17 protein-coding genes are annotated in these 19,307 nt (G+C 68.0%); 5 read left to right on the top strand and 12 right to left on the bottom strand.

What is annotated here, in order from left to right; genetic code table 11:
• Nucleotides 1-33 precede the first annotated feature (33 nt).
• The 4 genes from J7I44_RS12465 to J7I44_RS12450 form a co-directional block, all read right to left on the bottom strand.
• Nucleotides 34-531 (bottom strand): Hcp family type VI secretion system effector, encoded by a 498-nt coding sequence (locus J7I44_RS12465; protein WP_209621217.1) that lies wholly within the window; start codon nucleotides 529-531, stop codon nucleotides 34-36.
• 107 nt (nucleotides 532-638) lie between these two features.
• On the bottom strand, nucleotides 639-2,129 hold the full coding sequence (gene tssC / locus J7I44_RS12460; RefSeq protein ID WP_209621214.1) for a type VI secretion system contractile sheath large subunit: 1,491 nt from the start codon (nucleotides 2,127-2,129) through the stop codon (nucleotides 639-641).
• A 6-nt stretch (nucleotides 2,130-2,135) separates the two neighbouring features.
• The gene (tssB, locus tag J7I44_RS12455; protein ID WP_209621210.1) at nucleotides 2,136-2,642 is read right to left on the bottom strand and encodes a type VI secretion system contractile sheath small subunit; all 507 of its coding nucleotides are present in this window, start codon (nucleotides 2,640-2,642) and stop codon (nucleotides 2,136-2,138) included.
• A gap of 375 nt (nucleotides 2,643-3,017) precedes the next feature.
• Nucleotides 3,018-3,578, bottom strand: a complete 561-nt coding sequence (locus tag J7I44_RS12450) for an ECF-type sigma factor (protein WP_209621207.1) — start codon at nucleotides 3,576-3,578, stop codon at nucleotides 3,018-3,020.
• A 172-nt stretch (nucleotides 3,579-3,750) separates the two neighbouring features.
• Between J7I44_RS12450 and J7I44_RS12445 the strand changes: the two genes are divergently transcribed.
• From J7I44_RS12445 to J7I44_RS12425, 5 genes are all read left to right on the top strand, one after another.
• Complete coding sequence (locus J7I44_RS12445; RefSeq protein WP_209621204.1) at nucleotides 3,751-4,785, top strand: amidohydrolase family protein; 1,035 nt, start codon at nucleotides 3,751-3,753, stop codon at nucleotides 4,783-4,785.
• Complete coding sequence (locus J7I44_RS12440; RefSeq protein ID WP_209621201.1) at nucleotides 4,782-5,294, top strand: hypothetical protein; 513 nt, start codon at nucleotides 4,782-4,784, stop codon at nucleotides 5,292-5,294. Before J7I44_RS12445 ends, J7I44_RS12440 begins: the two co-directional genes overlap by 4 nt.
• A gap of 10 nt (nucleotides 5,295-5,304) precedes the next feature.
• Nucleotides 5,305-6,579, top strand: a complete 1,275-nt coding sequence (gene kynU, locus J7I44_RS12435; RefSeq protein WP_209621199.1) for a kynureninase — start codon at nucleotides 5,305-5,307, stop codon at nucleotides 6,577-6,579.
• Nucleotide 6,580: 1 nt separating this feature from the next.
• Nucleotides 6,581-7,195 carry a class I SAM-dependent methyltransferase gene (locus J7I44_RS12430; RefSeq protein WP_209621196.1) on the top strand — a complete coding sequence of 205 codons (615 nt, stop codon included), beginning with the start codon at nucleotides 6,581-6,583 and terminating at the stop codon, nucleotides 7,193-7,195.
• 159 nt (nucleotides 7,196-7,354) lie between these two features.
• Nucleotides 7,355-7,855 (top strand): pyridoxamine 5'-phosphate oxidase family protein, encoded by a 501-nt coding sequence (locus J7I44_RS12425; protein ID WP_209621193.1) that lies wholly within the window; start codon nucleotides 7,355-7,357, stop codon nucleotides 7,853-7,855.
• 10 nt (nucleotides 7,856-7,865) lie between these two features.
• On the opposite strand, the gene J7I44_RS12420 is transcribed toward J7I44_RS12425, so the two are convergent.
• The 8 genes from J7I44_RS12420 to J7I44_RS12385 all read right to left on the bottom strand — a co-directional run bounded on the left by J7I44_RS12420 (nucleotide 7,866) and on the right by J7I44_RS12385 (nucleotide 19,143).
• Nucleotides 7,866-10,412: a PAS domain S-box protein gene (locus tag J7I44_RS12420; RefSeq protein WP_209621190.1), complete on the bottom strand. Its 2,547-nt coding sequence runs from the start codon at nucleotides 10,410-10,412 to the stop codon at nucleotides 7,866-7,868.
• Nucleotides 10,413-10,539: 127 nt separating this feature from the next.
• Nucleotides 10,540-11,835, bottom strand: a complete 1,296-nt coding sequence (argH, locus tag J7I44_RS12415) for an argininosuccinate lyase (RefSeq protein ID WP_209621187.1) — start codon at nucleotides 11,833-11,835, stop codon at nucleotides 10,540-10,542.
• The gene (proS, locus tag J7I44_RS12410) at nucleotides 11,832-13,184 is read right to left on the bottom strand and encodes a proline--tRNA ligase (RefSeq protein WP_209621184.1); all 1,353 of its coding nucleotides are present in this window, start codon (nucleotides 13,182-13,184) and stop codon (nucleotides 11,832-11,834) included. The genes argH and proS overlap by 4 nt, the downstream gene beginning before the upstream one ends.
• A gap of 49 nt (nucleotides 13,185-13,233) precedes the next feature.
• Nucleotides 13,234-14,199: an N-acetyl-gamma-glutamyl-phosphate reductase gene (argC, locus tag J7I44_RS12405; RefSeq protein ID WP_209621181.1), complete on the bottom strand. Its 966-nt coding sequence runs from the start codon at nucleotides 14,197-14,199 to the stop codon at nucleotides 13,234-13,236.
• Nucleotides 14,200-14,210: 11 nt separating this feature from the next.
• The gene (locus J7I44_RS12400) at nucleotides 14,211-15,503 is read right to left on the bottom strand and encodes an acetylglutamate kinase (RefSeq protein ID WP_245188157.1); all 1,293 of its coding nucleotides are present in this window, start codon (nucleotides 15,501-15,503) and stop codon (nucleotides 14,211-14,213) included.
• Nucleotides 15,504-15,540: 37 nt separating this feature from the next.
• A complete protein-coding gene (locus J7I44_RS12395; RefSeq protein ID WP_209621175.1) occupies nucleotides 15,541-16,656 on the bottom strand; it encodes an acetylornithine deacetylase in 1,116 nt (371 codons plus the stop codon).
• Between the two features lie 169 nt (nucleotides 16,657-16,825).
• Nucleotides 16,826-18,070 carry an argininosuccinate synthase gene (locus J7I44_RS12390; protein WP_209621173.1) on the bottom strand — a complete coding sequence of 415 codons (1,245 nt, stop codon included), beginning with the start codon at nucleotides 18,068-18,070 and terminating at the stop codon, nucleotides 16,826-16,828.
• A 47-nt stretch (nucleotides 18,071-18,117) separates the two neighbouring features.
• Nucleotides 18,118-19,143 (bottom strand): N-acetylornithine carbamoyltransferase, encoded by a 1,026-nt coding sequence (locus J7I44_RS12385; protein ID WP_209621170.1) that lies wholly within the window; start codon nucleotides 19,141-19,143, stop codon nucleotides 18,118-18,120.
• Between the last annotated feature and the right edge of the window lie 164 nt (nucleotides 19,144-19,307).

Here is a 19,307-nt window from a genome sequence, read left to right as displayed (position 1 = left end):
GTACTCCCCAGGTGCGCGCCCCGTGCCGGTCGGTTAGGCCGACACTTCCTGCATGTTGTAGGTGAACGGCTTGGCCGCACCGTCCGCCGAGCCGTCGGGCTTCTGGGGCTGATACTTGTAGGCGAACTTGCCGAAGTGCACCGTGATGTTCTCGGTCAGCCGATCCTCGCCGCCGGAACCGCCGGTGGACACCGACGTGATCATCACGCCTTCGCTCAGCTCGATGGTGAGGTAGTCGGTCTGCTCGCCGGTGGCGTTGGTCACCGAAAGCGTGGCCTTCTCCAGTCGTGCGCCGGTGCAGCAGGCCTGCAGCAGCGCGTGCGAGCTGCTGTCGACGTACTTGGTGATGGAGAGATCCTGCACGTGGGCCTTGCCGCCGCCGCCGGTCTTGCTGTTGTGCAGGTCGGCGCTGTTGCTGGCGCCCCAGGACCAGGCCAGCACCGGCACTTCCTTGGCGTGCTTCTTGTGGAGGGAGCTACCCTCGACTTTGACCGAGCCGCCCTCGAACTTGAGATGCATGTCGAATGCCATGAAACAGACTCCTTAAGGTGACTTGATGGAACGGGATGTGCTTCTGGTGCGCGGCGGACCTGCCGCGCACCCAAGGCCGCCGCCCGGGCGCCCGAGGCTTTTAGGCCTCAGGCCTTCTCGGAAGGCAAACGCGATACCAGGCGCAGCGAGACCGTCAGTCCCTCGAGCTGGTAGTGGGGCTTGAGGAAGAACTTGGAGCTGTAATAGCCCGGCGCACCCTCGACTTCCTCGACCACCACCTCCGCCGAGGCCAGCGGGTGGCTGGCCTTGTACTCCTCGCTGGAGTTGGCCGGGTCGCCATCGACATAGTTGAGGATCCAGTTGGTCAGCCACTTTTCGATCTGCTCGCGGCTGCTGAACGAACCGATCTTGTCGCGCACGATGCACTTGAGGTAATGCGCGAAGCGGCAGCAGGCGAACATGTACGGCAGGCGCGCGGCCAACGCGGCGTTGGCGGTGGCGTCCGGATCGTCGTATTCCTCCGGCTTGGCCAGCGACTGGGCGCTGATGAAGGCGGCCATGTCCGAGTTCTTCCGATGCACCAGCGGCATCAGGCCCATCTTGTCCAGTTCCGCCGAGCGGCGGTCGGTAATGGCGATTTCGGTCGGGCACTTCATGTCCACGCCACCGTCGTCGCTCGGGAAGGCGTGTACGGGCAGGCCTTCCACTGCGCCACCGGACTCGATGCCACGGATGCGCGAGCACCAGCCGTACGTCTTGAACGAACGGTTGATGTTCACCGCCATGGCATAGGCGGCGTTCTGCCAGGTGTACTTGGACGAATCCGCACCGGCGGTGTCTTCCTCGAAGTCGAACTCCTCCACCGGGTTGGTGGCGGCGCCGTAAGGCAGACGCGAGAGCGTGCGCGGCATCGCCAGGCCCAGGTACTTGGCGTCCTCCGATTCACGCAGCGAACGCCAGGAGGCGTAATCGGGGGTCGAGAAGATCTTGGACAGGTCGCGCGGGTTGGACAGCTCGTTCCAGCTCTCCATGCCCATCAGGGAGGAGTTGGCCGCGGCCAGGAACGGCGCGTGGGCAGCGGCTGCCACCTGCGCGATGCCGCCCAGCAGCTCGACATCCTGCGGGCTGTGGTCGAAGTAGTAGTCGCCGACCAGGCAACCGTACGGCTCGCCGCCGAGCTGGCCGTATTCCTCTTCGTACATCTTCTTGAAGATCGGGCTCTGGTCCCAGGCGGTGCCCTTGTAGCGCTTGAGCGTCTTGCCCAGCTCCTTCTTGGAGATGTTCATGACGCGGATCTTCAGCTGCTGATCCGTCTCGGTGTTGTTGATCAGGTAATGCAGGCCGCGCCAGGCGCTTTCCAGCTTCTGGAAGTCGGCGTGGTGCATGATCAGGTTGACCTGCTCGCTGAGCTTGCGGTCGATCTCGGCGATGTAGGCGTTGATCGTCTGCGCGACGTCTTCGGAGACGATGTCCGACTTGCTCAGCACCTGCTCGGCCAGCGTGCGGACGGCCGACTCGACTTCTTCCTTGGCGCGGTCGCTCTTGGGCTTGAATTCGCGACTCAGCAGCGCGGCGAAATCGCCGGCTTCGAGGGTTTCGGTGGCTTGGCCGCGCTCGGCAACGGTTTCGGTGGACATGTGTGCTTACTCCGCGTCGGAAGGCTTGGCGGCCGAAACCAGCGACTGCAGCAGGGCCGGGTCGTTGATCGCCTGGGCGATCAGCTTCTCCGCACCGGCCTTGCCGTCCATGTAGGTATTGAGGTTGGCCAGCTGGGTGCGGGCCTCCAGCAACTTGGCGACCGGGGCGACCTTGCGCGCCACCGCGGCGGGCGAGAAGTCATCCATGCTCTCGAACGTGATGTCCACGTTCAGGTTGCCCTCGCCGGTGAGCGTGTTGGGCACCGCGAACGAAACGCGCGGCTTCATCGACTGCAGGCGGTTGTCAAAGTTGTCGACGTCGATTTCCAGCGCCTTGCGATCCTCGATCGGCGGCAGCTCGGCGTTGTTGGCGCCGGACAGATCGGACATCACGCCCATCACGAACGGCACCTGGACCTTCTTCTGTGCGCCGTAGACCTCGACGTCGTACTCGATCTGCACCCGCGGCGCGCGGTTGCGCGCGATGAACTTCTGACTGCTTTGCTTGGCCATTGCGGCTGTCTCCTGGGGCTTGAGGTCTTCCGGTTGGAACGCGACGCCTTGAGGGCACGTCCGCGGATGTGCGGCGCAGGCGAGCGCACGTCCCGGACCGCGCGCGGCAGCCGACACGGACACCGCGCAACGATGGAATCGTTTCGCTCGGTTCGCTTGGACGCACGCGGCAAAGGGCGGACTAACGCCTTCCCACTGTTCTAGTGCGTGGAGGTCTTCACGGATCGGCCACGGAGATGAACGTGTCGTTCAGGTCCCGTTCACCTGACGAACACGCCATGCCGCGAGGGCCCATTCAGGGCAATGCCTGACCCAATGAGGAGTGGCGCTGGCGGTGACTCCCGCCGGGAAGAGCTGGTCGGCTTGCGTGCCGGCTCAGGCCTGCAGCTCGCGCTGCAGCCAGGCGCGGGCCAGGCGCCACTCGCGCTGTACCGTGGTGGCGGAAATGCCCAACGCGGCGGCGATCTGCTCGGCGCTCAGGCCGACAAAGAAGCGCATGGAGACGATGCTGGCCTGGCGCGGGTCGATCTGTTCGAGCGCGTCCAGGGCATCGAGCAGACCCACGTAGTCGATGTCCGGCTTGAGCGAACCGGAGATCTCCGACAGCTCGATGCGATCGCAGTCCTGCGGGCGCTTGGCCGCCTGGCGGCGCCGGGCCGAATCGACCAGCACCTCGCGCATTGCCCGGGCTGCGACGCCGAGCAGGTGACCGCGACTTTCCCATTGCGGCGGGCAGTTGCCGCCGAACACCTTCAGATAGGCCTCATTGACCAGCGCCGTGGCGCTCAGCGTGCGCTCGCTGGTGTTGCGGCGCAGCTGCGCGCCGGCCAGCCGGTGCAGCGCCGCGTACATCTGGCGCAGTGCTTCCTCCAGCGCGGCGGTATCGCCCGCCTGCGCCGAATGCAGCAGTCGCGTCACGTCGACACTGGAGTTCACGGTCTGGTGGTCCCTTCCCGCCCGGATGGCCACGAGCCGGCTGGCGCCGGCCCTGGATCGCGGCCAGGCTCGGCCGCGGCAAAAGTATAGGCCAAAGGCCCCGGCGCGACAGGAAGCGGGGGTCGTTTCCGCACTACGGGGCCACCGCAACCGCCCTGCTAGACTCGCCGGCATGCTCAAGATCGATACCCACGCGCACATCCTTCCCCGCGATTGGCCCAATTTGGCCGCCAAGTACGGCAACGACCGCTTCCCGGTCATGACCCATACCGACGGCCGCCACCGCATCTACAAGGACGGCAAGTTTTTCCGCGAAGTGTGGGATTCGGCGTTCGATCCGCAGACCCGTATCGACGACTACGCCCGCTTCGGCGTGGACGTGCAGGTCATTTCCACCGTGCCGGTGCTGTTTTCCTACTGGGCGCCGGGCTACCAGGCGCTGGAACTGCATCGCCACCTGAACGACCACATGGCCAGGATGTGCCATGACTTTCCCCGCCACTATGCCGGCATCGGCACGGTTCCGCTGCAGGCGCCGGAGCTGGCCATCCGCGAGCTGGAGCGCTGCATCGACGAGCTGGGCCTGCAGGGCGTGCAGATCGGCTCGCACTGCAACGACTGGAACCTGGACGCGCCGGAACTGTTCCCCTTCTTCGAGGCGGCGGCCGACCTGGGCGCGGCGATCCTGGTGCACCCGTGGGACATGATGGGTACCGACACCATGCCCAAGTACTGGATGCCCTGGCTGGTCGGCATGCCGGCCGAGCAATCGCGCGCCGGCTGCTGCCTGGCCTTCGGCGGCGTGCTGGAGCGACTGCCGAAGCTGCGCATCATGCTGGCCCACGGCGGCGGCAGCTTTCCGTGGTCGATCGGGCGCATCGAGCACGGCTTCCGCATGCGCCCGGACCTGGTCGCCACCGACAACCCGCGCAACCCGCGCGAGTACCTCAAGCGCCTGTACTTCGACTCCTGTGTGCACGACGAGCGGGCGCTGCGGTATCTCCTGGATGTGACCGGCGTCGATCGCGTGATGCTGGGCACCGACTATCCTTTCCCGCTGGGCGAACAGGAGCCCGGCAGCGGCATCGAGGCCTTGGGGCTGGATGAAGCGGACCGTGCTCGCTTGTTCCACGGCACCGCACTGGAATGGCTGGGCCTGCCCTTGCAGCGATTCGTCAACCAGGCACCTCTTTCGGAGCGTTCATGATCCTTTTCCGCAGCTTCTTCCTGGCCGGCGCCCTGCTGCTGGCCGGCACCGCCTGTGCCACCGATGTCAGCATGGCCGGTGGCGAGGTCGCCTTCAGCACGCCGGACAACTGGGTCACCATCATGGAGACCCAGGGCCTGCCTGAAATGCGCGTGTTCCAGGTGCCCGACCCCTCGCCCACCGCCCGCGACAACCTGGCTTCGGTCACGGTGGAAGTCGAACCGGTCGGCGGACTGGCCGCCTTCGAAGGGTACGTCGCCAACGCCACCCGCAAGGCCAAGGCGCTGGACGGTTACAGCGCGATCGGCAGCCCGGACGGCCCCAACAGCCACGCCTACACCGCGCAGGACCACGGCACGGCCTACCACTACGACGAACGCTACTGGTTCCGGAACAACCACGCGGTCCGCCTGCGCTGCGCGCGCCCGGCCCGCAGCGAGGCCGGTGCCGCCTGGGCGGCGGCGTTCGACAAGGGCTGCGACGCGGTCGCTACCGATCTGGCTCGATGAGGTTCAAAGGATGACTGAGTACCAGGCCTCGGCCGCATGGGCCGCCGCCGCCGATGAGGCCGATCCGCTGCGCGCGTTCCGCGACGAGTTCCTGATTCCCCCGCACGAGGATCGCGATTCGAACTACTTCTGCGGCAACTCGCTCGGCCTGCAGCCGCGGGCGGTACGCCAGGCGGTCACGGCGGAGCTGGACTACTGGGGCGAACTGGGCGTCGAGGGCCATTTCAAGGGTCGCCTGCCCTGGATGGACTACCACGAGTTCGTGCGCGACGACCTGGCACAGGTCGTGGGCGCATTGCCTTCCGAAGTGGTCGCGATGAATACGCTGGGCGTGAACCTGCACCTGATGATGGTGAGCTTCTACCGCCCGACGCCCGAGCGCCACGCCATCCTGATCGAGGCCGGCGCCTTCCCGACCGATCGTTATGCGGTCGAATCGCAGATCCGCTTCCACGGCTACGACCCGGCCACCGCGCTGATCGAGCTGGAGGCGGACGAACCCAACGGCACGATCTCGGACGCGGCCTTCGAGCGGGCTCTTGCCGAGCACGGCGCGCGCACCGCCCTGGTGATGCTCCCGGGCGTGCAGTACCGCACCGGCCAGGCTTTCGACCTGAAGACCATTGCACGCCTCGCGCATGCGCAGGGTTGCCGGGTGGGCTTCGACCTGGCGCACGCGGTCGGCAACCTGCCACTGCAGTTGCACGACAGCGACGCGGATTTCGCCATCTGGTGCAGTTACAAATATCTCAACGCCGGGCCCGGCGCGGTCGGCGGTGCGTTCGTGCACGAGCGCCACGCACGTGAGGCGCTGCCGCGCTTCGCCGGCTGGTGGGGCCACGACAAGACCACCCGCTTCCAGATGGGCCCGCAATTCGTGCCCACGCCCGGCGCCGACGGCTGGCAGCTTTCCAACCCGCCGATCCTCGCGCTGGTGCCGCTTCGCGTGTCGCTGGAGCTTTTCCGCCGCGCGGGCATGGCGCGGTTGCGCGAAAAGTCCCTGAAGCTGACCGGTTATCTGGAGTGGCTGGTCCGTACGCAGCTGGCCGACGTGCTGGAGATCGTCACGCCCGACGAGCCGGCGCGCCGCGGCGCGCAGCTGTCGATCCGCGTGCTCGGCGGCCGCGCCCGCGGACGCGCGCTGTTCGAGTACCTCATGGCCAACGGCATCATCGGCGACTGGCGCGAGCCGGACGTGATCCGCATTTCGCCCGCGCCGCTCTACAACCGCCACGCCGACTGCCTGGCCTTCGCCGAAGCGGTGCGCCGCTGGGCCAACGGCTGACGTGTCCAGCCGGTCGCACTGGGAGGCGGTCTATCGCAGCCGCTCGACCCAGGCGGTGAGCTGGTATCGCCCGCACCTGGACGTCTCGCTCGCGCTGCTGCGCCAGGCGGGCCTGGATGCTTCCACGCGGCTGGTCGATGTGGGCGGCGGCGCTTCCACGCTGGTCGACGACCTGCTGGAGCTGGGCCTGACCGACATCACCGTGCTGGATCTGTCGCGGACGGCCCTCGACGTCGCGCGCGAGCGATTGGGCACGCGCGGCAAGGCCGTGCGCTGGCTCGCCGGCGATCTCCTGGAGGCCGACTTCGTCCCTGCCGCCTTCGACCTTTGGCACGACCGCGCGGTACTGCATTTCCTCGCCGCGCCGGAGGACACCGCGCGTTACGCCGCACAGGTGATGTGCGCCTTGCGTCCGGGCGGGCATGCGGTCATCGGCGGCTTCGCGCCGGACGGTCCGGAGCGCTGCAGCGGTCTGCCGGTGGCGCGGCGCTCGCCGGCCGACATCGCCTCGGTGCTCGGGCCGGCGTTTCGCCTGGTCGGGGTAAGCACGGAGCGGCACATCACGCCCGCCGGCACCGCCCAGATCTTCGCCTATGCGTTGCTCGAACGTCGCTGACCGCGCCGATACATTGCAGGAGCCCGCTTGCGGGCGATGCTCTCGGGCACCGACCAACAAGAGCATCGCCCGCAAGCACGCTCCTACGAAACGGGCTTGCTTCATCGCAGCTTGATTGCGGATGCGCCATGGTGGGACCTCCGCTGTCCGGAGACCGGCATGAAAAACGACGCGCCCCATGACGATACCGACCTGAGCAAACTAGGCGAGCTGATCGACGACATCGAGGTGGCCATGATGACCACGCTGGCCCAGGACGGCTCGCTGGTCAGTCGCCCGCTGCAGACGCTCAAGCTCACCGCCGACGGCGACCTGGTGTTCTTCACCGCCGCCGACAGCGCCAAGGTCGACCAGCTCACCGACGACCTGGACGTGAACCTCGCCTACGCCAACCAGGACGACAAATGCTACGTCTCGGTGCGCGGGCGTGCGCGCATCAACCGCGACCAGGCGCTGATCGACGAGTTGTGGTCAGCCGCACAGAACGTGTTCTTCTCCGGCAAGGACGACCCCAATCTCACCGTCCTGCGCGTGCGCGTGCGCGACGCGATGTACTGGGAGTCCTCGGGCAACTTCGTCGAGCGCGCGCTGGATTTCGCCCGCGGCATGTGGAACGAGCAGCCGCGCGACCTTGGCCACCAGGGCCACCTGCACGGTTGACGGTGCACCGTCAGGCGCTTTCCAGCACCTGGCGCAACTTGCGCCCCAATTCGGCAAGCGTATAGGGCTTGCCCAGCAGCGGGGCGCCAGGGTCCGTGGCGCCATGGCGTTGCGCCGCGGCCGCCGAATAGCCAGTGGTGAACAACACCTTCAGCCCTGGCCGAGCGAGGCGCGCCTCCTCCGCCAGCCGGCGCCCGTCGACGTCCGGCATGACCACGTCGGTAAGCAACAGCGCGATGTCCGCGTGCGCGGCCAGCATGGAAAGCGCGGCATCGGCGCCATTGGCCTGAAGCACGCGATAGTTCAGCTCGTGCAGGGCTTCGGCAGTGACCTGCCGCACCGCCGGTTCGTCATCCACCAGCAGGATCAGCTCCTGCCGGCCAACCGGCAATGCGCTCGCTGCCCGGTCGGGTTCCTGCCCGTGCGCCTGGCCGACCAGCCGCGGCAGGTAGACCTTGACGCCCGTACCCCGACCCGGCTCCGAGTAGATCGACACGTGCCCGCCCGACTGTTTGACGAAGCCATAGACCTGGCTGAGTCCCAGACCGGTGCCCTGCCCGGCCTGCTTGGTGGTGAAGAAGGGATCGAAGGCGCGCGCGGCCACCTCCGCCGGCATCCCGGTACCGCTGTCGCTGACCGTGATCGACACGTAGTCGCCGGCCTCCATGTCCGGGTAGCCGGCCATATGGCGCCGGTCGAGGACGGCGTTGGCCGTTTCGATGGTGAGCCGCCCGCCACCGGGCATCGCATCGCGGGCGTTGACCGCGAGGTTGAGGATGGCGTTCTCGAGCTGGTTCGCATCGACCAGCGTCAGCCACAGGCCATGGGCGGTGAGCACCTCCAGGCGGATGTCCGGACCGATCGCGTGACGCAGCAGTTCGGACATGCCTTCCACCAGCACGTTGGCGTCCACCGGCCGCGGGTCGAGCGGCTGCTGACGGGCAAAGGCGAGCAGGCGCTGGGTCAGCGTGGCCGCGCGGTTGGCCGCTTCCATGGCGTTTCCGGCGTGCCGCCGTTCCGGCGCGTCTTCGGGCAACCGATGCTGCAACAGGTCGAGCGAACCGATCACCACGGCCAACATGTTGTTGAAGTCGTGTGCGATGCCGCCGGTGAGGTGACCGACCGCCTCCATCTTCTGGCTCTGCCGCAACGTCGCCTCGGCCTGCGCCAGGGCGCTCGCCTGCTCCTTCTGTTCGGTGACGTCGCGACCGCTGGCGTAGATGGTGTCTTCGTCCTGGCTGACCAGCCAGGCGATGCAGCGGTAACCGCCATTCTTGTGCCGCATGCGGTTCTCGAAGGCCGGACCCCGGGCCAGATTGGAGAAGAACGGGCGCTCGCCGACCGGGCGGTCGTCGGGATGGATGAACTCGTACGCACGGTGCCCGATCACCTCCGCCGCCGGCCAGCCAAGCACCGCATACCAGGCATCGCTGACCTGCAGGAAGTAACCGCGTTCGTCCACCACCGCCTGCAGGTCGCGCGAGTATTTCCATGCGCGGTCGCGCTCGCGGGTGCGCGCCTCGACGCGTTGTTCTAGCGTTTCGTTGATCTCGCGCAGGCGGTCTTCGGCGGCGCGGCGCTCCTCGATTTCCCGTTGCGCGACGGCATACAGGTTCGCGTTGTCGATCGCGATAGCCGCATGCGCGGCGATGCCGGCCATCAACCGCTCGTGCCGCGCCGAAAAGCGCCCGGGCTCGGGATGACCGAAAAACAGCCCGCCCGAGACGCGACCCGAACGGGACACCACCGGCACGGCGAGATAACTGCGCACGGGCGGGTGTCCCGGCGGCAGCCCGTGGTAGGGCGGACTCTTGCCGTAACGCGGGTCGCGCAGCACGTCGTCACAGCGCACGACGCGCTCGCCCGCCAGCGTCGGGCGGAACAGCAGGCTGGCCCGCGGCATCGGGTAGCGGTCGAACACGTGCCGGTCCACGCCGGAGAGGGTGTAGAGCATCATGCTCTCGCCCGCCTCGTTGGTGGTGTTGTAGAAGAACGCGCCCATGCTGGCACCGATCAGTGCGACACCGGCATCGGTGACCGTCTGCACGACACGCTCCAGCTCCAGTTCACTGGCCACCGTCGCGCCGACGCGGTTGAGTGTCTCCAGCGCCTGCGTTTCGTCGCGCAGCGCCCGCTCGGTCTGCACGCGCTCGGTATCGTCGTGCATGGTGAGCACGGCGCCGAGCGACTGCCCGTCGGCATCGCGGATCGGGCGTGCCGAGCCCTGTGCGATCACCTCCGAACCGTCAGGGCGGCGAATCCGCCAGCGCACGTCGGTAACGGTTTCCCCGGCAAGCACGGCCCGCGACAATGGCAACTCGCGCGGCGGATAGGGACGTCCGTCTTCGGTCAGCAACCGGTAGGCGCAGGTGTAGTCGTCCGGCTCCACGTCGAACCGGCTGACCCCGTGCAGTCGTGCTGCCGCCTCGTTGACATAGGTGATGCGGCCGTTGGTGTCGGCCAGGATCACGCCTTCGGCCAGTTGCCCCAGCACCGCGTCCTGCTCGACCGCGAGCAGCGCCCGCGGCATGCCTCGCTGATCTTCACGTTCGCTCACGGCGATCGCTCCTGCATCGGAACGCGGCATGCCAGGCCTTGCACGATGTCGCTGGCAGCATCGGAGGCATGGCGCGAAGTATCCGCCCGACGCCGTGAACCGCCCTCGAAACGGACTGAACGCCTGTTCAGCCCGTCAACGAGGCAAGGCGCGAGGCCAGCTCCTCCAGCCGCACGTCAGCGCCACCACCGGGCGAAACGCGTTCGGCCAGGCTGCGCTCGGGCGTGCGCCCCTCGCCGGCCGAGGCGGCGGCAGCCGCCGCGGCACGGTAGGCGTCACGGAACGGTACGCCGGCCGCCGCCTGTTCGATGGCGACGTCGGTGGCGTACATCGCCGGCTCGATCGCCGCGCGCATGGCCGGCTGGTTCCAGTGCATGCGGGCGAGCAGATCGGGCGCCAGTTCCAGCGCGGCCAGGCCGTGGGTCATGCCGTGGAAGATCGAGCCCTTGGAGAACTGCAGGTCACGCTGGTAGCCGGTCGGCAGCGACAGCAGCTGCTCGATCTCGCAGCGCGCCGCCGCCACGGTGGCGTAGCTGGCGCGCAACAGCTCGACGACGTCGGGGTTGCGCTTGTTCGGCATGATCGAGCTGCCGGTGGTGTACTCCGGGGGCAGGCTGACGAAACCGAATTCGGCGGTGGTGAACAACGACAGGTCCCAGGCCAGGCGGCGCAGGTCCAGCAGCGCGCTGGCCAGGGCTTCCAGCGCTGCCAGTTCGAACTTGCCGCGCGAGAGCTGCGCGTAGATTGGCGAAAGCTGCATGCGCGCGAAGCCCAGCGCGGTGGTCGTGTACTCGCGATCGAGCGGCAGGTTGACGCCGTAGCCGGCGGCGGTGCCGAGCGGGTTGGCGTCGATCCAGCCCAGCGTCTGGCGCGCGCGCAGGGCGTTGTCGATGAAGGCTTCGGCGAACCCGGCGAACCACATCGCGGTGGAAGACACCACCGCGCGCTGCAGGTGGGTGTAGCCGGGCAACGGCAAAGCCGGCTGCGCGGCCCGTTCCAGGCACACCGCCGCGATGGCGCGGCAGTGCGTCGCCAGCGCGTCGAGTTTCTCCTTCAGCCACAAGCGCGTGGCGACCAGCACCTGGTCATTGCGGCTGCGCCCGGTGTGTACGCGCCGGCCGGCATCGCCAAGCCGCTCCGTGAGCCGCGCCTCGATGGCCGAATGGCCGTCCTCGTAACGCTCGTCCAGCACGAAGGCGCCCGAGCGGAAATCCTGCGCCAGCGTGTCGAGTTCACGCTCGAGTGCCGCGGCCTCGTCGGTGCTGATCACGCCGATGCGTGCGAGGCCCTCGACGTGTGCCTTGCTCGCGGTGATGTCGTGCAGGAAGAACTCGCGGTCCAGCAGCACGTCGTTGCCGGCGAGGAAACGCATGATCCGGGCGTCGGTCTCGACGCCGGCCTTCTGCCAAAGGAGGTCGCTCATGGCTGGTCGTCCGGTTGGAGGGGGGAAAGGGCCTGGCGCAGGAATGCGACCGCGTCGTCCGGCGCCATCTCGCGGCGTTCGCCGCTGGCCCGATGCTTCAGCTCGACGGTGCCGTTATCCAGCCCACGTGGGCCGACCCGTACCTGCCAGGGCAGGCCGATCAGGTCCATGCGCGCGAACTTGGCGCCCGGCCGCTCGTCGGTATCGTCGAGAAGGACGCTCAAGCCGGCCGCGCGCAGGCTGGCGTACAGCGACTCGCAGGCGGCATCGACGCGGCCATCGCCGTGCTTCAGATGCAGCAGCCCGACCTGGAACGGCGCCACACCGTCCGGCCAGACGATGCCCTGGTCGTCATGGCTGGCCTCGATGATCGCGCCCACCAACCGCGACACGCCCACGCCGTAGCAACCGCCGTGGATGGGCCGCTCGATGCCGTCGGCGTGGCGCACCACGGCATTCATCGGCACCGAGTATTTGGTGCCGAAATAGAAGATCTGGCCGACTTCGATGCCGCGTGCGAGCAGTCGGCGTTCCGCCGGCACGTCGCGCTCGAAGCGCTCGACCTCGTGCACGTCCTCGGTGGCGGCGTAGGGCGCCGTCCATGCCTCGACCAGCGACGTCAGGTCGCCGCCGTAGTCGACGTCGGCGCCTGGCACCGGCAGGTCCAGCACGGCGCGGTCGCAGAACACCGCCGATTCGCCGGTCTGCGCCAGCACCAGGAACTCGTGCGAGAGATCGCCGCCGATCGGCCCGGTTTCCGCCCGCATGGGAATCGCCTTGACGCCCATCCGGTCGAACATGCGCAGGTAGGCGACGAACATGCGCTGATAGGAACGGCGCGCGGCGGCCTCGTCCAGGTCGAACGAATAGGCGTCCTTCATCAGGAACTCGCGCCCGCGCATCACGCCGAAGCGCGGGCGCTGCTCGTCGCGGAATTTCCACTGGACCTGGTAGAGGTTCAGCGGCAGGCTGCGCCAGGAACCGACGTAGCTGCGGAAGATCTCCGTGATCATCTCCTCGTTGGTCGGCCCATACAGCAGCTCGCGCTCGTGGCGGTCGCGGATGCGCAGCATTTCCGGGCCGTAGGCGTCGTAGCGGCCGCTCTCGCGCCACAGGTCGGCCAGCTGCAGCGTGGGCATCAGCAGCTCGACCGCGCCGGCGCGATCCATTTCCTCGCGCACGATGCGCTCGATGTTCTTCAGGACGCGCAGGCCCAGCGGCAGCCAGGCGTAGATGCCGGCGGCCTCCTGGCGGATCAGGCCGGCGCGCAGCATCAGGCGGTGCGAGGCGATCTGCGCCTCGGCGGGGTTTTCCTTCAGGGTGGGCAGCAGGTAGCGGGTCAGGCGCATGGCAGGGTCTCGGTAGCGGGCGGGAGGGCGAGCGCGACGCGGCGTCGCCTCACGGTCGCTCCGCCGGCGCCACCGGGATGCCCGTCAGTTCGCCCTGCCCCAGCGCGCGGTTGATGTTCTGCATGGCCTGGGTGGCGGCCCCCTTGAGCAGGTTGTCCAGCGTGGCGACCACCACCACGCGACGGCCGTCCAGGGCCATGGCGAAGCCACCGATTTCCGCGTGGTGCCTGCCGGCGACACGGCTCACCCAGGGTGCCTCGTCCAGCACCTGCACCAGCGGCTCGCCCTCGTAGGCGTGGCGGAAGCGTGCCATCACATCCTCGCGCTTCATCGCGCGGGCGAGGTAAAGGTTGCAGGTGACGGTCAGGCCGCGGAAGTGTGGCGCCACGTGCGGCATGAACTCCACCGGCACGCCCAGGTGCGCCGAGGTCTCGCGCTCGTGCATGTGGCCGGTGAGCGCGTACGGCATCAGGTTGTCGCGCAGCTTGTCCGGATCGTTCTTGTCCGAGGGCGTGGTGCCCGCGCCGGAATAGCCCGACACGCCGAAGCACACCGGCGGCGCGGCGAGCAGATCCTTCAGCGGCGCGACCGCCAACTGGATCGCGGTGGCGTAGCAACCGGGATTGCTGATCCGCCGCTGGCCGCGCCAGCGGCCGCGCGTCAGCTCGGGCAGGCCGTAGTACCAGCGCTCGTCGAAGCGGTGGTCCGCCGACAGGTCCACGATCAGCGGATCGGCACCGGCCTTGTCGAAGGCTTCCACGCACACCCCCGCCTTGCCGTTGGGCAGCGCCAGGATCACCACGTCGGCGCCCAGCGCCGGCAGGTCCTCGTGCGCCGGGGCGCTGTAGCGCAGCTCGCCGGCGTAGTCGGGCACGTGCGCGTCCACGCGCTGGCCATCCAGTTCGCGCGAGGAGACATAGGCCAGCTCCAGCGCCGGATGCCGCGCGATCAGGCGGATCAGCTCCGCGCCGGTATGGCCGCGCGCGCCGACGATGCCTACGGTCTTCTTGTCCATTCTCTCCAGCCTCACGCTGCGTTGTTCGTCAGGGGCACGGCATCGACCAGCGTGGGCAAGCGTTGCGCGCAGTGGGCCACGCAGCGCTCGATCAACCGGAAGTCGTCGATGCCGTACCAGTACACCTTCCAGCGCGGCTGCTTGAGCGAACCATCGCATTCGGCATCGTAGAACGGGTTGATGGTGTTGCCATGGCGCGAACGCCAGAACAGCCGCGGGTTGGCCTCGCGCATCACCAGCCACACGGCGCGCCCGAGGCCTTCGCCCTGCGCCTCGTCCAGCACGGCGAACTTGTCCAGGTAGGCCAGGCCCTCCTCCTGCGTGAGGATCATCGCGGCGCGGTAGTTCTCGCTCACGTAGATACGGTACGGATGCGTGCGCTCGAAGTAGTCCGCCACCAGCGCGCGGCCGAAACTCGATTCGATCAGCCCGCGCAGGCGCACCTGGTCCACGCCATCCCACGAATCGAAGCCGAGCACCTTCTCGCCCCGGCGCACGAGCGTGCCCGAGCCTTTGTGGGTGAACAGCTCCTTGGCCAGTTCCGCCGGACGCGTGATCGACACCGACGAGGTGAGCGGCAGGTCGGCCAGCAAGTCGGCGATCTGCTCGATCTTCAGCCGCATGCCGCCATCGATCCACGGCTGCGCCATCAGATGCTCGTACTCGGTGGAGAGGTTGATCGAGTCGATCACCTGGCCGTCCGCATCGAGCAGGCCGCCGGTCCCGGTCAGGAACACGATCTTGTAGGGCTGCAGCACGCGTACCAGTTCGTTCGCGGCGATGTCCGCGTTGATGTTGAGCAGTTGGCCTTCGGACGTCTCGCCCAGGCTCGCGATCACCGGGATCGCGTTGGCGCGCAGTGCCGCCTCGATCGGCGCCAGTTCGATGCCGGTCGTCCTGCCGACCATGCCCAGCGTTTCGCGGTCCAGGTAGTCGGACATGAATACGCCCGAGGCCACCGACACGGCGCGCGTGTCCATCGCATGCAGCGCGTCGACCAGGCGCAGGTTCTGCTGCTGGAACACGCGCCGCACCACGCCCATCGCCTGCGGCGTGGTCACGCGGAGGCCGCCGACCGTCTGCTTGGCGATGCCGGCTGCGGCCAGCTCCTGGTCCAGTTGCGGGCCGGCACCGTGCAACACGATCGGGGTCAGGCCGACCTGCTGCAGGAAGGTCAGCGAGGAAGCCAGTGCCGGCAGGTCGTCGCGCAACACGGCGCCGCCGACCTTCACCACGGCGAAGCGCTTGGCATCGATCTGCGAGAAGCGCTTGAGGTATTGCTGGATTTCCTTCGCGCTGCCCATGCTTTCGAGCAGGCGCACGATGGTCTTGCGCGTGTGCTTATGCGTTTCCACGGCTCACGATCCGGTAGAGGTTTTCGGCGTACTGCTGCAACTGGTCGAGCGCGACCCATTCGTCGGCGCTGTGTGCCTGCGCGATGTCGCCCGGGCCATAGACGAAGGCCGTGTAGCCGACGGCGGAGAACAATGCCGCCTCGGTCCAGAAGTCCACGGCGTTGCCGACCGGAATCTCCAGCTCGTCCGCCAGGTCGCGGGCTGCCAGGCGCCTGGTCTCGGCACCGGCGGTGTCGCCTGCCGGCAGCGAACTACCGCGGAAGGTTTCCTCGAAATGGACCGGGGCCACGTCGCCCAGGCTGGCGAAACGCTCGAGCAACCGGTCGGGGTGCATGGTCGGCAACGGCCGGAAGCCGAAGCGCACCTCGGCGGTTGGCGCGATCACGTTGGCCTTGATTCCGCCTTCCACGCGGCCGATGTTGAAGCGCAGTCCAGTCAGTCCGCCGAAGCGTTCGTGCGACTGCGCGGCGACGAAATCAAGTGCCGCCGCACCCCAGCGCACCGCCTGGTGCAGCGCGCTGTCGGTCGGCTTCTGCTCGCCCGAGGCGTGCCCGGCCTGGCCCGCGAAGCGCATCAGCACCGACTGGATGCCGCGGTGCGCCAGCACCGCCTCGCCGCGCGTGGGCTCGGCCACGATCACGGCTTCGTAGCGGTTACCCGGTGTGGCCGGAAAGTCCCGCAGGAAGCCGGCGACGCAGCGCGCATCGTTGGCTTCCTCGTCGGTGGTTAACAGCAACGCCAGCGGACCGTCGGTGGCCTGTGCCACCGCCAGCAGCGCCGCGGCCGCGCCCTTGATGTCGCAGGCGCCCAGGCCGATCGCGCGGTCACCCTCGACCCGGAGCTCGTGCGGACTGGCGCTCCACGCCGGCGAATCCGGCACGGTGTCCAGGTGCACGTTGAACAGCAGCCGGGGCTGGCCGCGCGCAGCATGCAGGGTCACGGCCCCGGCGCCATGGTCGGTCACCGTCACCTCGAAGCCGGGCAGCTGCGAGCGCAGATAGTCGAAGATCCCGCCGGTGCCGATCGCCCGCGGCGGGTTGCGCGTATCGAAGGCGACAAGCGCGCGCAGGTGGCTCAGCGTGGCATCCAGCAGAGCGCTCATCGCATGTTCCCCCAACGCAGAGCCCCTCTCCCCTCGGGAGAGGGCTTGGCCTGCCCTGAGCCCGTTGAAGGGGGGTGAGGGTCCGGGCGGAGCGGGCGGTCGAGGCACACCCGAACCCTCTCCCCCTGCCCCTCTCCCGGGGGGAGAGGGGAGCAAGGCCAGATCCTCATCACGTCGCGCTCCGGTTCACTTCCGCCCACAGCGTCGAGCTCATGCCGAAAAGCTTGATGAAGCCCTCGGCCTCCTGCACGCCCCAGTCGGCCGACTGCGCGTAGGTGGCGCCCTTGGCGTTGAGGATGTGGGGCGACTCCACCGCCACCGCCTCGACCGTGCCGCCGTGGGTCTGCAGCGTCACGACGCCGTTGACGGTAGCCTGGCTGGAGGCCAGGAAGGCTTCCAGGTCGGTCTTGACCGGATCGTGGAAGAAGCCTTCGTAGACAACCTCCACCCACTTGCGCGCAACCTCCGGCTTGAAACGGTTCTGTTGCTTGGAAAGCACCGCCTCCTCCAGCGCGCGATGCGCTGCCAGCAGCGCGGTCAGGCCGGGCGCCTCGAACACGATCCGGCCCTTGAGGCCGATGGTGGTGTCGCCGGTGTACATGCCGCGCCCCACGCCATAGCGGGCGAACAGCGCATTGAGCCTCGCCAGCAATTGATGGCCCGGCAGGCGCTCGCCGTCGAGGCTTACCGCCTCGCCGCGCTCGAAGCCGAGCCTCACCGCCAGCGGTTCGGACGGCCATTCGGCGCGCGGCTTGCACCAGCCGCGTGCGCCCTCGCCCGGCGCCTGCCATTTGTCGATCTCGCCGCCGGACATGGTCACGCCCAGCAGGTTCTCGTTGATGGTGTACGCCTGCTGCTTGGCGCGCACGCCGAAGCCTCGGTCCTCCAGGTACTTCTGCTCGTAGGCGCGGGTCTGCGTGTGCTGTTTCTGGATCTCGCGGATCGGCGCCACGATGCGGTAGTCGCCCAGCGCCTTCACGGCCAGGTCGAAACGCACCTGGTCGTTGCCCATGCCGGTGCAGCCGTGCGCGATGGCGTGGGTGCCCAGCTCAGCGCAGCGCGCGAGCGCGGCTTCCACGATCAGGTAGCGGTCGGACACCAGCAGCGGGTACTGGCCCTGGTAGCCCTCGCCCGCCCACACGAACGGCCTGACGAAACCGTTCCAGATGGCCGGGCCACCGTCGACGGTGCGATGGCTGGCGACACCCAGCTCCTGCGCGCGGTGTTCGATGAAGGCGCGCTCCTCGGCATCCACGCCGCCGGTGTCGGCGAACACGGTATGCACGTTCCACCCCTGCTCCTTGAGGTAGGGCACGCAGAAGCTGGTGTCGAGGCCGCCGGAAAAGGCCAGGACGATGTCCTTGGAGCCGTCAATCGGGAATGGGGAATCGGGAATCGTAGCAGCGTTGGACATGGTGGCACTCGCGAGTCGAAGGTAGATGGCAGCTCTGGAACGATTCCCTATTGACGATTTCCGATTCCCGGCTGCTCAAGCAGCGAAGCCATCACGGCCTTCTGCACGTGCAGGCGGTTCTCGGCTTCGTCGATGGCGATGCAGTAGGGCGCGTCCATCACCGCATCGGTCGCCTTGACGTTGCGGCGCAGCGGCAGGCAGTGGCTGAACAGGCCGTGGTCGGTCAGCGCCATCTTCGCTTCGTCCACCATGAAGTGCCGGTGGGCCTCGCGGATCGGCTTTTCCTGCTCCCAGCGACCGAAGTACGGCAGCGCGCCCCAGCTCTTGGCGTAGACCACGTGGGCGCCGCTGTAGGCCTCCTCGATGTCGTGGCTGACCTTGAGCGAACCGCCGTTCTGCGCGGCGTTCTGCCGGCCGGCCTCCATGTAGCGCTCGTCCAGCACGTACTCGGGCGTCGGGCACAACAGGGTCACGTCCATGCCGAGCTTGGTGGCGATCAGCAGCGCCGAGTTGGCCACCGCCGTGTTGAGCGGTTTCGGGTGGTAGGTCCAGGTGAGGACGTACTTCCTGTTCTGCAGGTCGCCCAGGTGTTCCTTCAGCGCCAGCGCATGCGCCAGTTCCTGGCAGGGGTGGGTGATCGTCTCCATGTTGATCACCGGCACGGTGGCGTAGCGGGCAAAGGCCTTGATGACGCGGTCCTCGCGATCCACCGACCAGTCCTGGAATTTCGGGAAGGCGCGCACGGCGATCAGGTCGACGTAGCGGCTGAGCACACGCGCCACCTCGGCGATGTGCTCTTCCGCCTCGCCGTCCATCACGGTGCCGACCTCGAACTCGATTGGCCACGCATCCTTGCCTGGCGAGAGCACGATCGCGTGGCCGCCGAGATGGAACGCGCCCAGTTCGAAGCTGGTGCGCGTGCGCATCGAGGGATTGAAGAAGAGCAGCGCGATGGACTTGCCGGCCAGTTGCTGCCCCCGCGGCGAGCGCTTGAACGCGGCGGCCTGCTCCAGCAGGGCGTCGATCTCGGCGCGGCTGTAGTCCTGGGTGGTGAGAAAATGTCGAAGGGCCATGGCGAAGCTCGCTTGAGTGGGTCGGTGGCGACCGTGGCGGGCTTTCGTCAACAAAAAACCCGGCGCGGTGGCCGGGTTTGTTCGTCGTTGCGCTTGATGCGCGTGCAGCGACAGCCTACCCGGCCGAATGTCGGACCAGCGGTCGGCGCGCACGCGAGGTCATG

This window comes from Frateuria flava, from assembly GCF_017837635.1.
Lineage (GTDB): Bacteria > Pseudomonadota > Gammaproteobacteria > Xanthomonadales > Rhodanobacteraceae > Frateuria_A > Frateuria_A flava.
Note: the sequence above shows the minus strand (reverse complement) of the source record. Positions and strands in the feature narration are given on the sequence as shown.

What these genes read in the sequence shown, in the direction of transcription:
- J7I44_RS12465 (WP_209621217.1), bottom strand. Translation starts at nt 531, where the DNA reads ATGGCATTCGACATGCATCTCAAGTTCGAGGGCGGCTCGGTCAAAGTC.
- tssC (WP_209621214.1), bottom strand. Translation starts at nt 2,129, where the DNA reads ATGTCCACCGAAACCGTTGCCGAGCGCGGCCAAGCCACCGAAACCCTC.
- tssB (WP_209621210.1), bottom strand. Translation starts at nt 2,642, where the DNA reads ATGGCCAAGCAAAGCAGTCAGAAGTTCATCGCGCGCAACCGCGCGCCG.
- J7I44_RS12445 (WP_209621204.1), top strand. Translation starts at nt 3,751, where the DNA reads ATGCTCAAGATCGATACCCACGCGCACATCCTTCCCCGCGATTGGCCC.
- J7I44_RS12440 (WP_209621201.1), top strand. Translation starts at nt 4,782, where the DNA reads ATGATCCTTTTCCGCAGCTTCTTCCTGGCCGGCGCCCTGCTGCTGGCC.
- kynU (WP_209621199.1), top strand. Translation starts at nt 5,305, where the DNA reads ATGACTGAGTACCAGGCCTCGGCCGCATGGGCCGCCGCCGCCGATGAG.
- J7I44_RS12425 (WP_209621193.1), top strand. Translation starts at nt 7,355, where the DNA reads ATGAAAAACGACGCGCCCCATGACGATACCGACCTGAGCAAACTAGGC.
- argH (WP_209621187.1), bottom strand. Translation starts at nt 11,835, where the DNA reads ATGAGCGACCTCCTTTGGCAGAAGGCCGGCGTCGAGACCGACGCCCGG.
- proS (WP_209621184.1), bottom strand. Translation starts at nt 13,184, where the DNA reads ATGCGCCTGACCCGCTACCTGCTGCCCACCCTGAAGGAAAACCCCGCC.
- argC (WP_209621181.1), bottom strand. Translation starts at nt 14,199, where the DNA reads ATGGACAAGAAGACCGTAGGCATCGTCGGCGCGCGCGGCCATACCGGC.
- J7I44_RS12400 (WP_245188157.1), bottom strand. Translation starts at nt 15,503, where the DNA reads ATGGGCAGCGCGAAGGAAATCCAGCAATACCTCAAGCGCTTCTCGCAG.
- J7I44_RS12395 (WP_209621175.1), bottom strand. Translation starts at nt 16,656, where the DNA reads ATGAGCGCTCTGCTGGATGCCACGCTGAGCCACCTGCGCGCGCTTGTC.
- J7I44_RS12390 (WP_209621173.1), bottom strand. Translation starts at nt 18,070, where the DNA reads ATGTCCAACGCTGCTACGATTCCCGATTCCCCATTCCCGATTGACGGC.
- J7I44_RS12385 (WP_209621170.1), bottom strand. Translation starts at nt 19,143, where the DNA reads ATGGCCCTTCGACATTTTCTCACCACCCAGGACTACAGCCGCGCCGAG.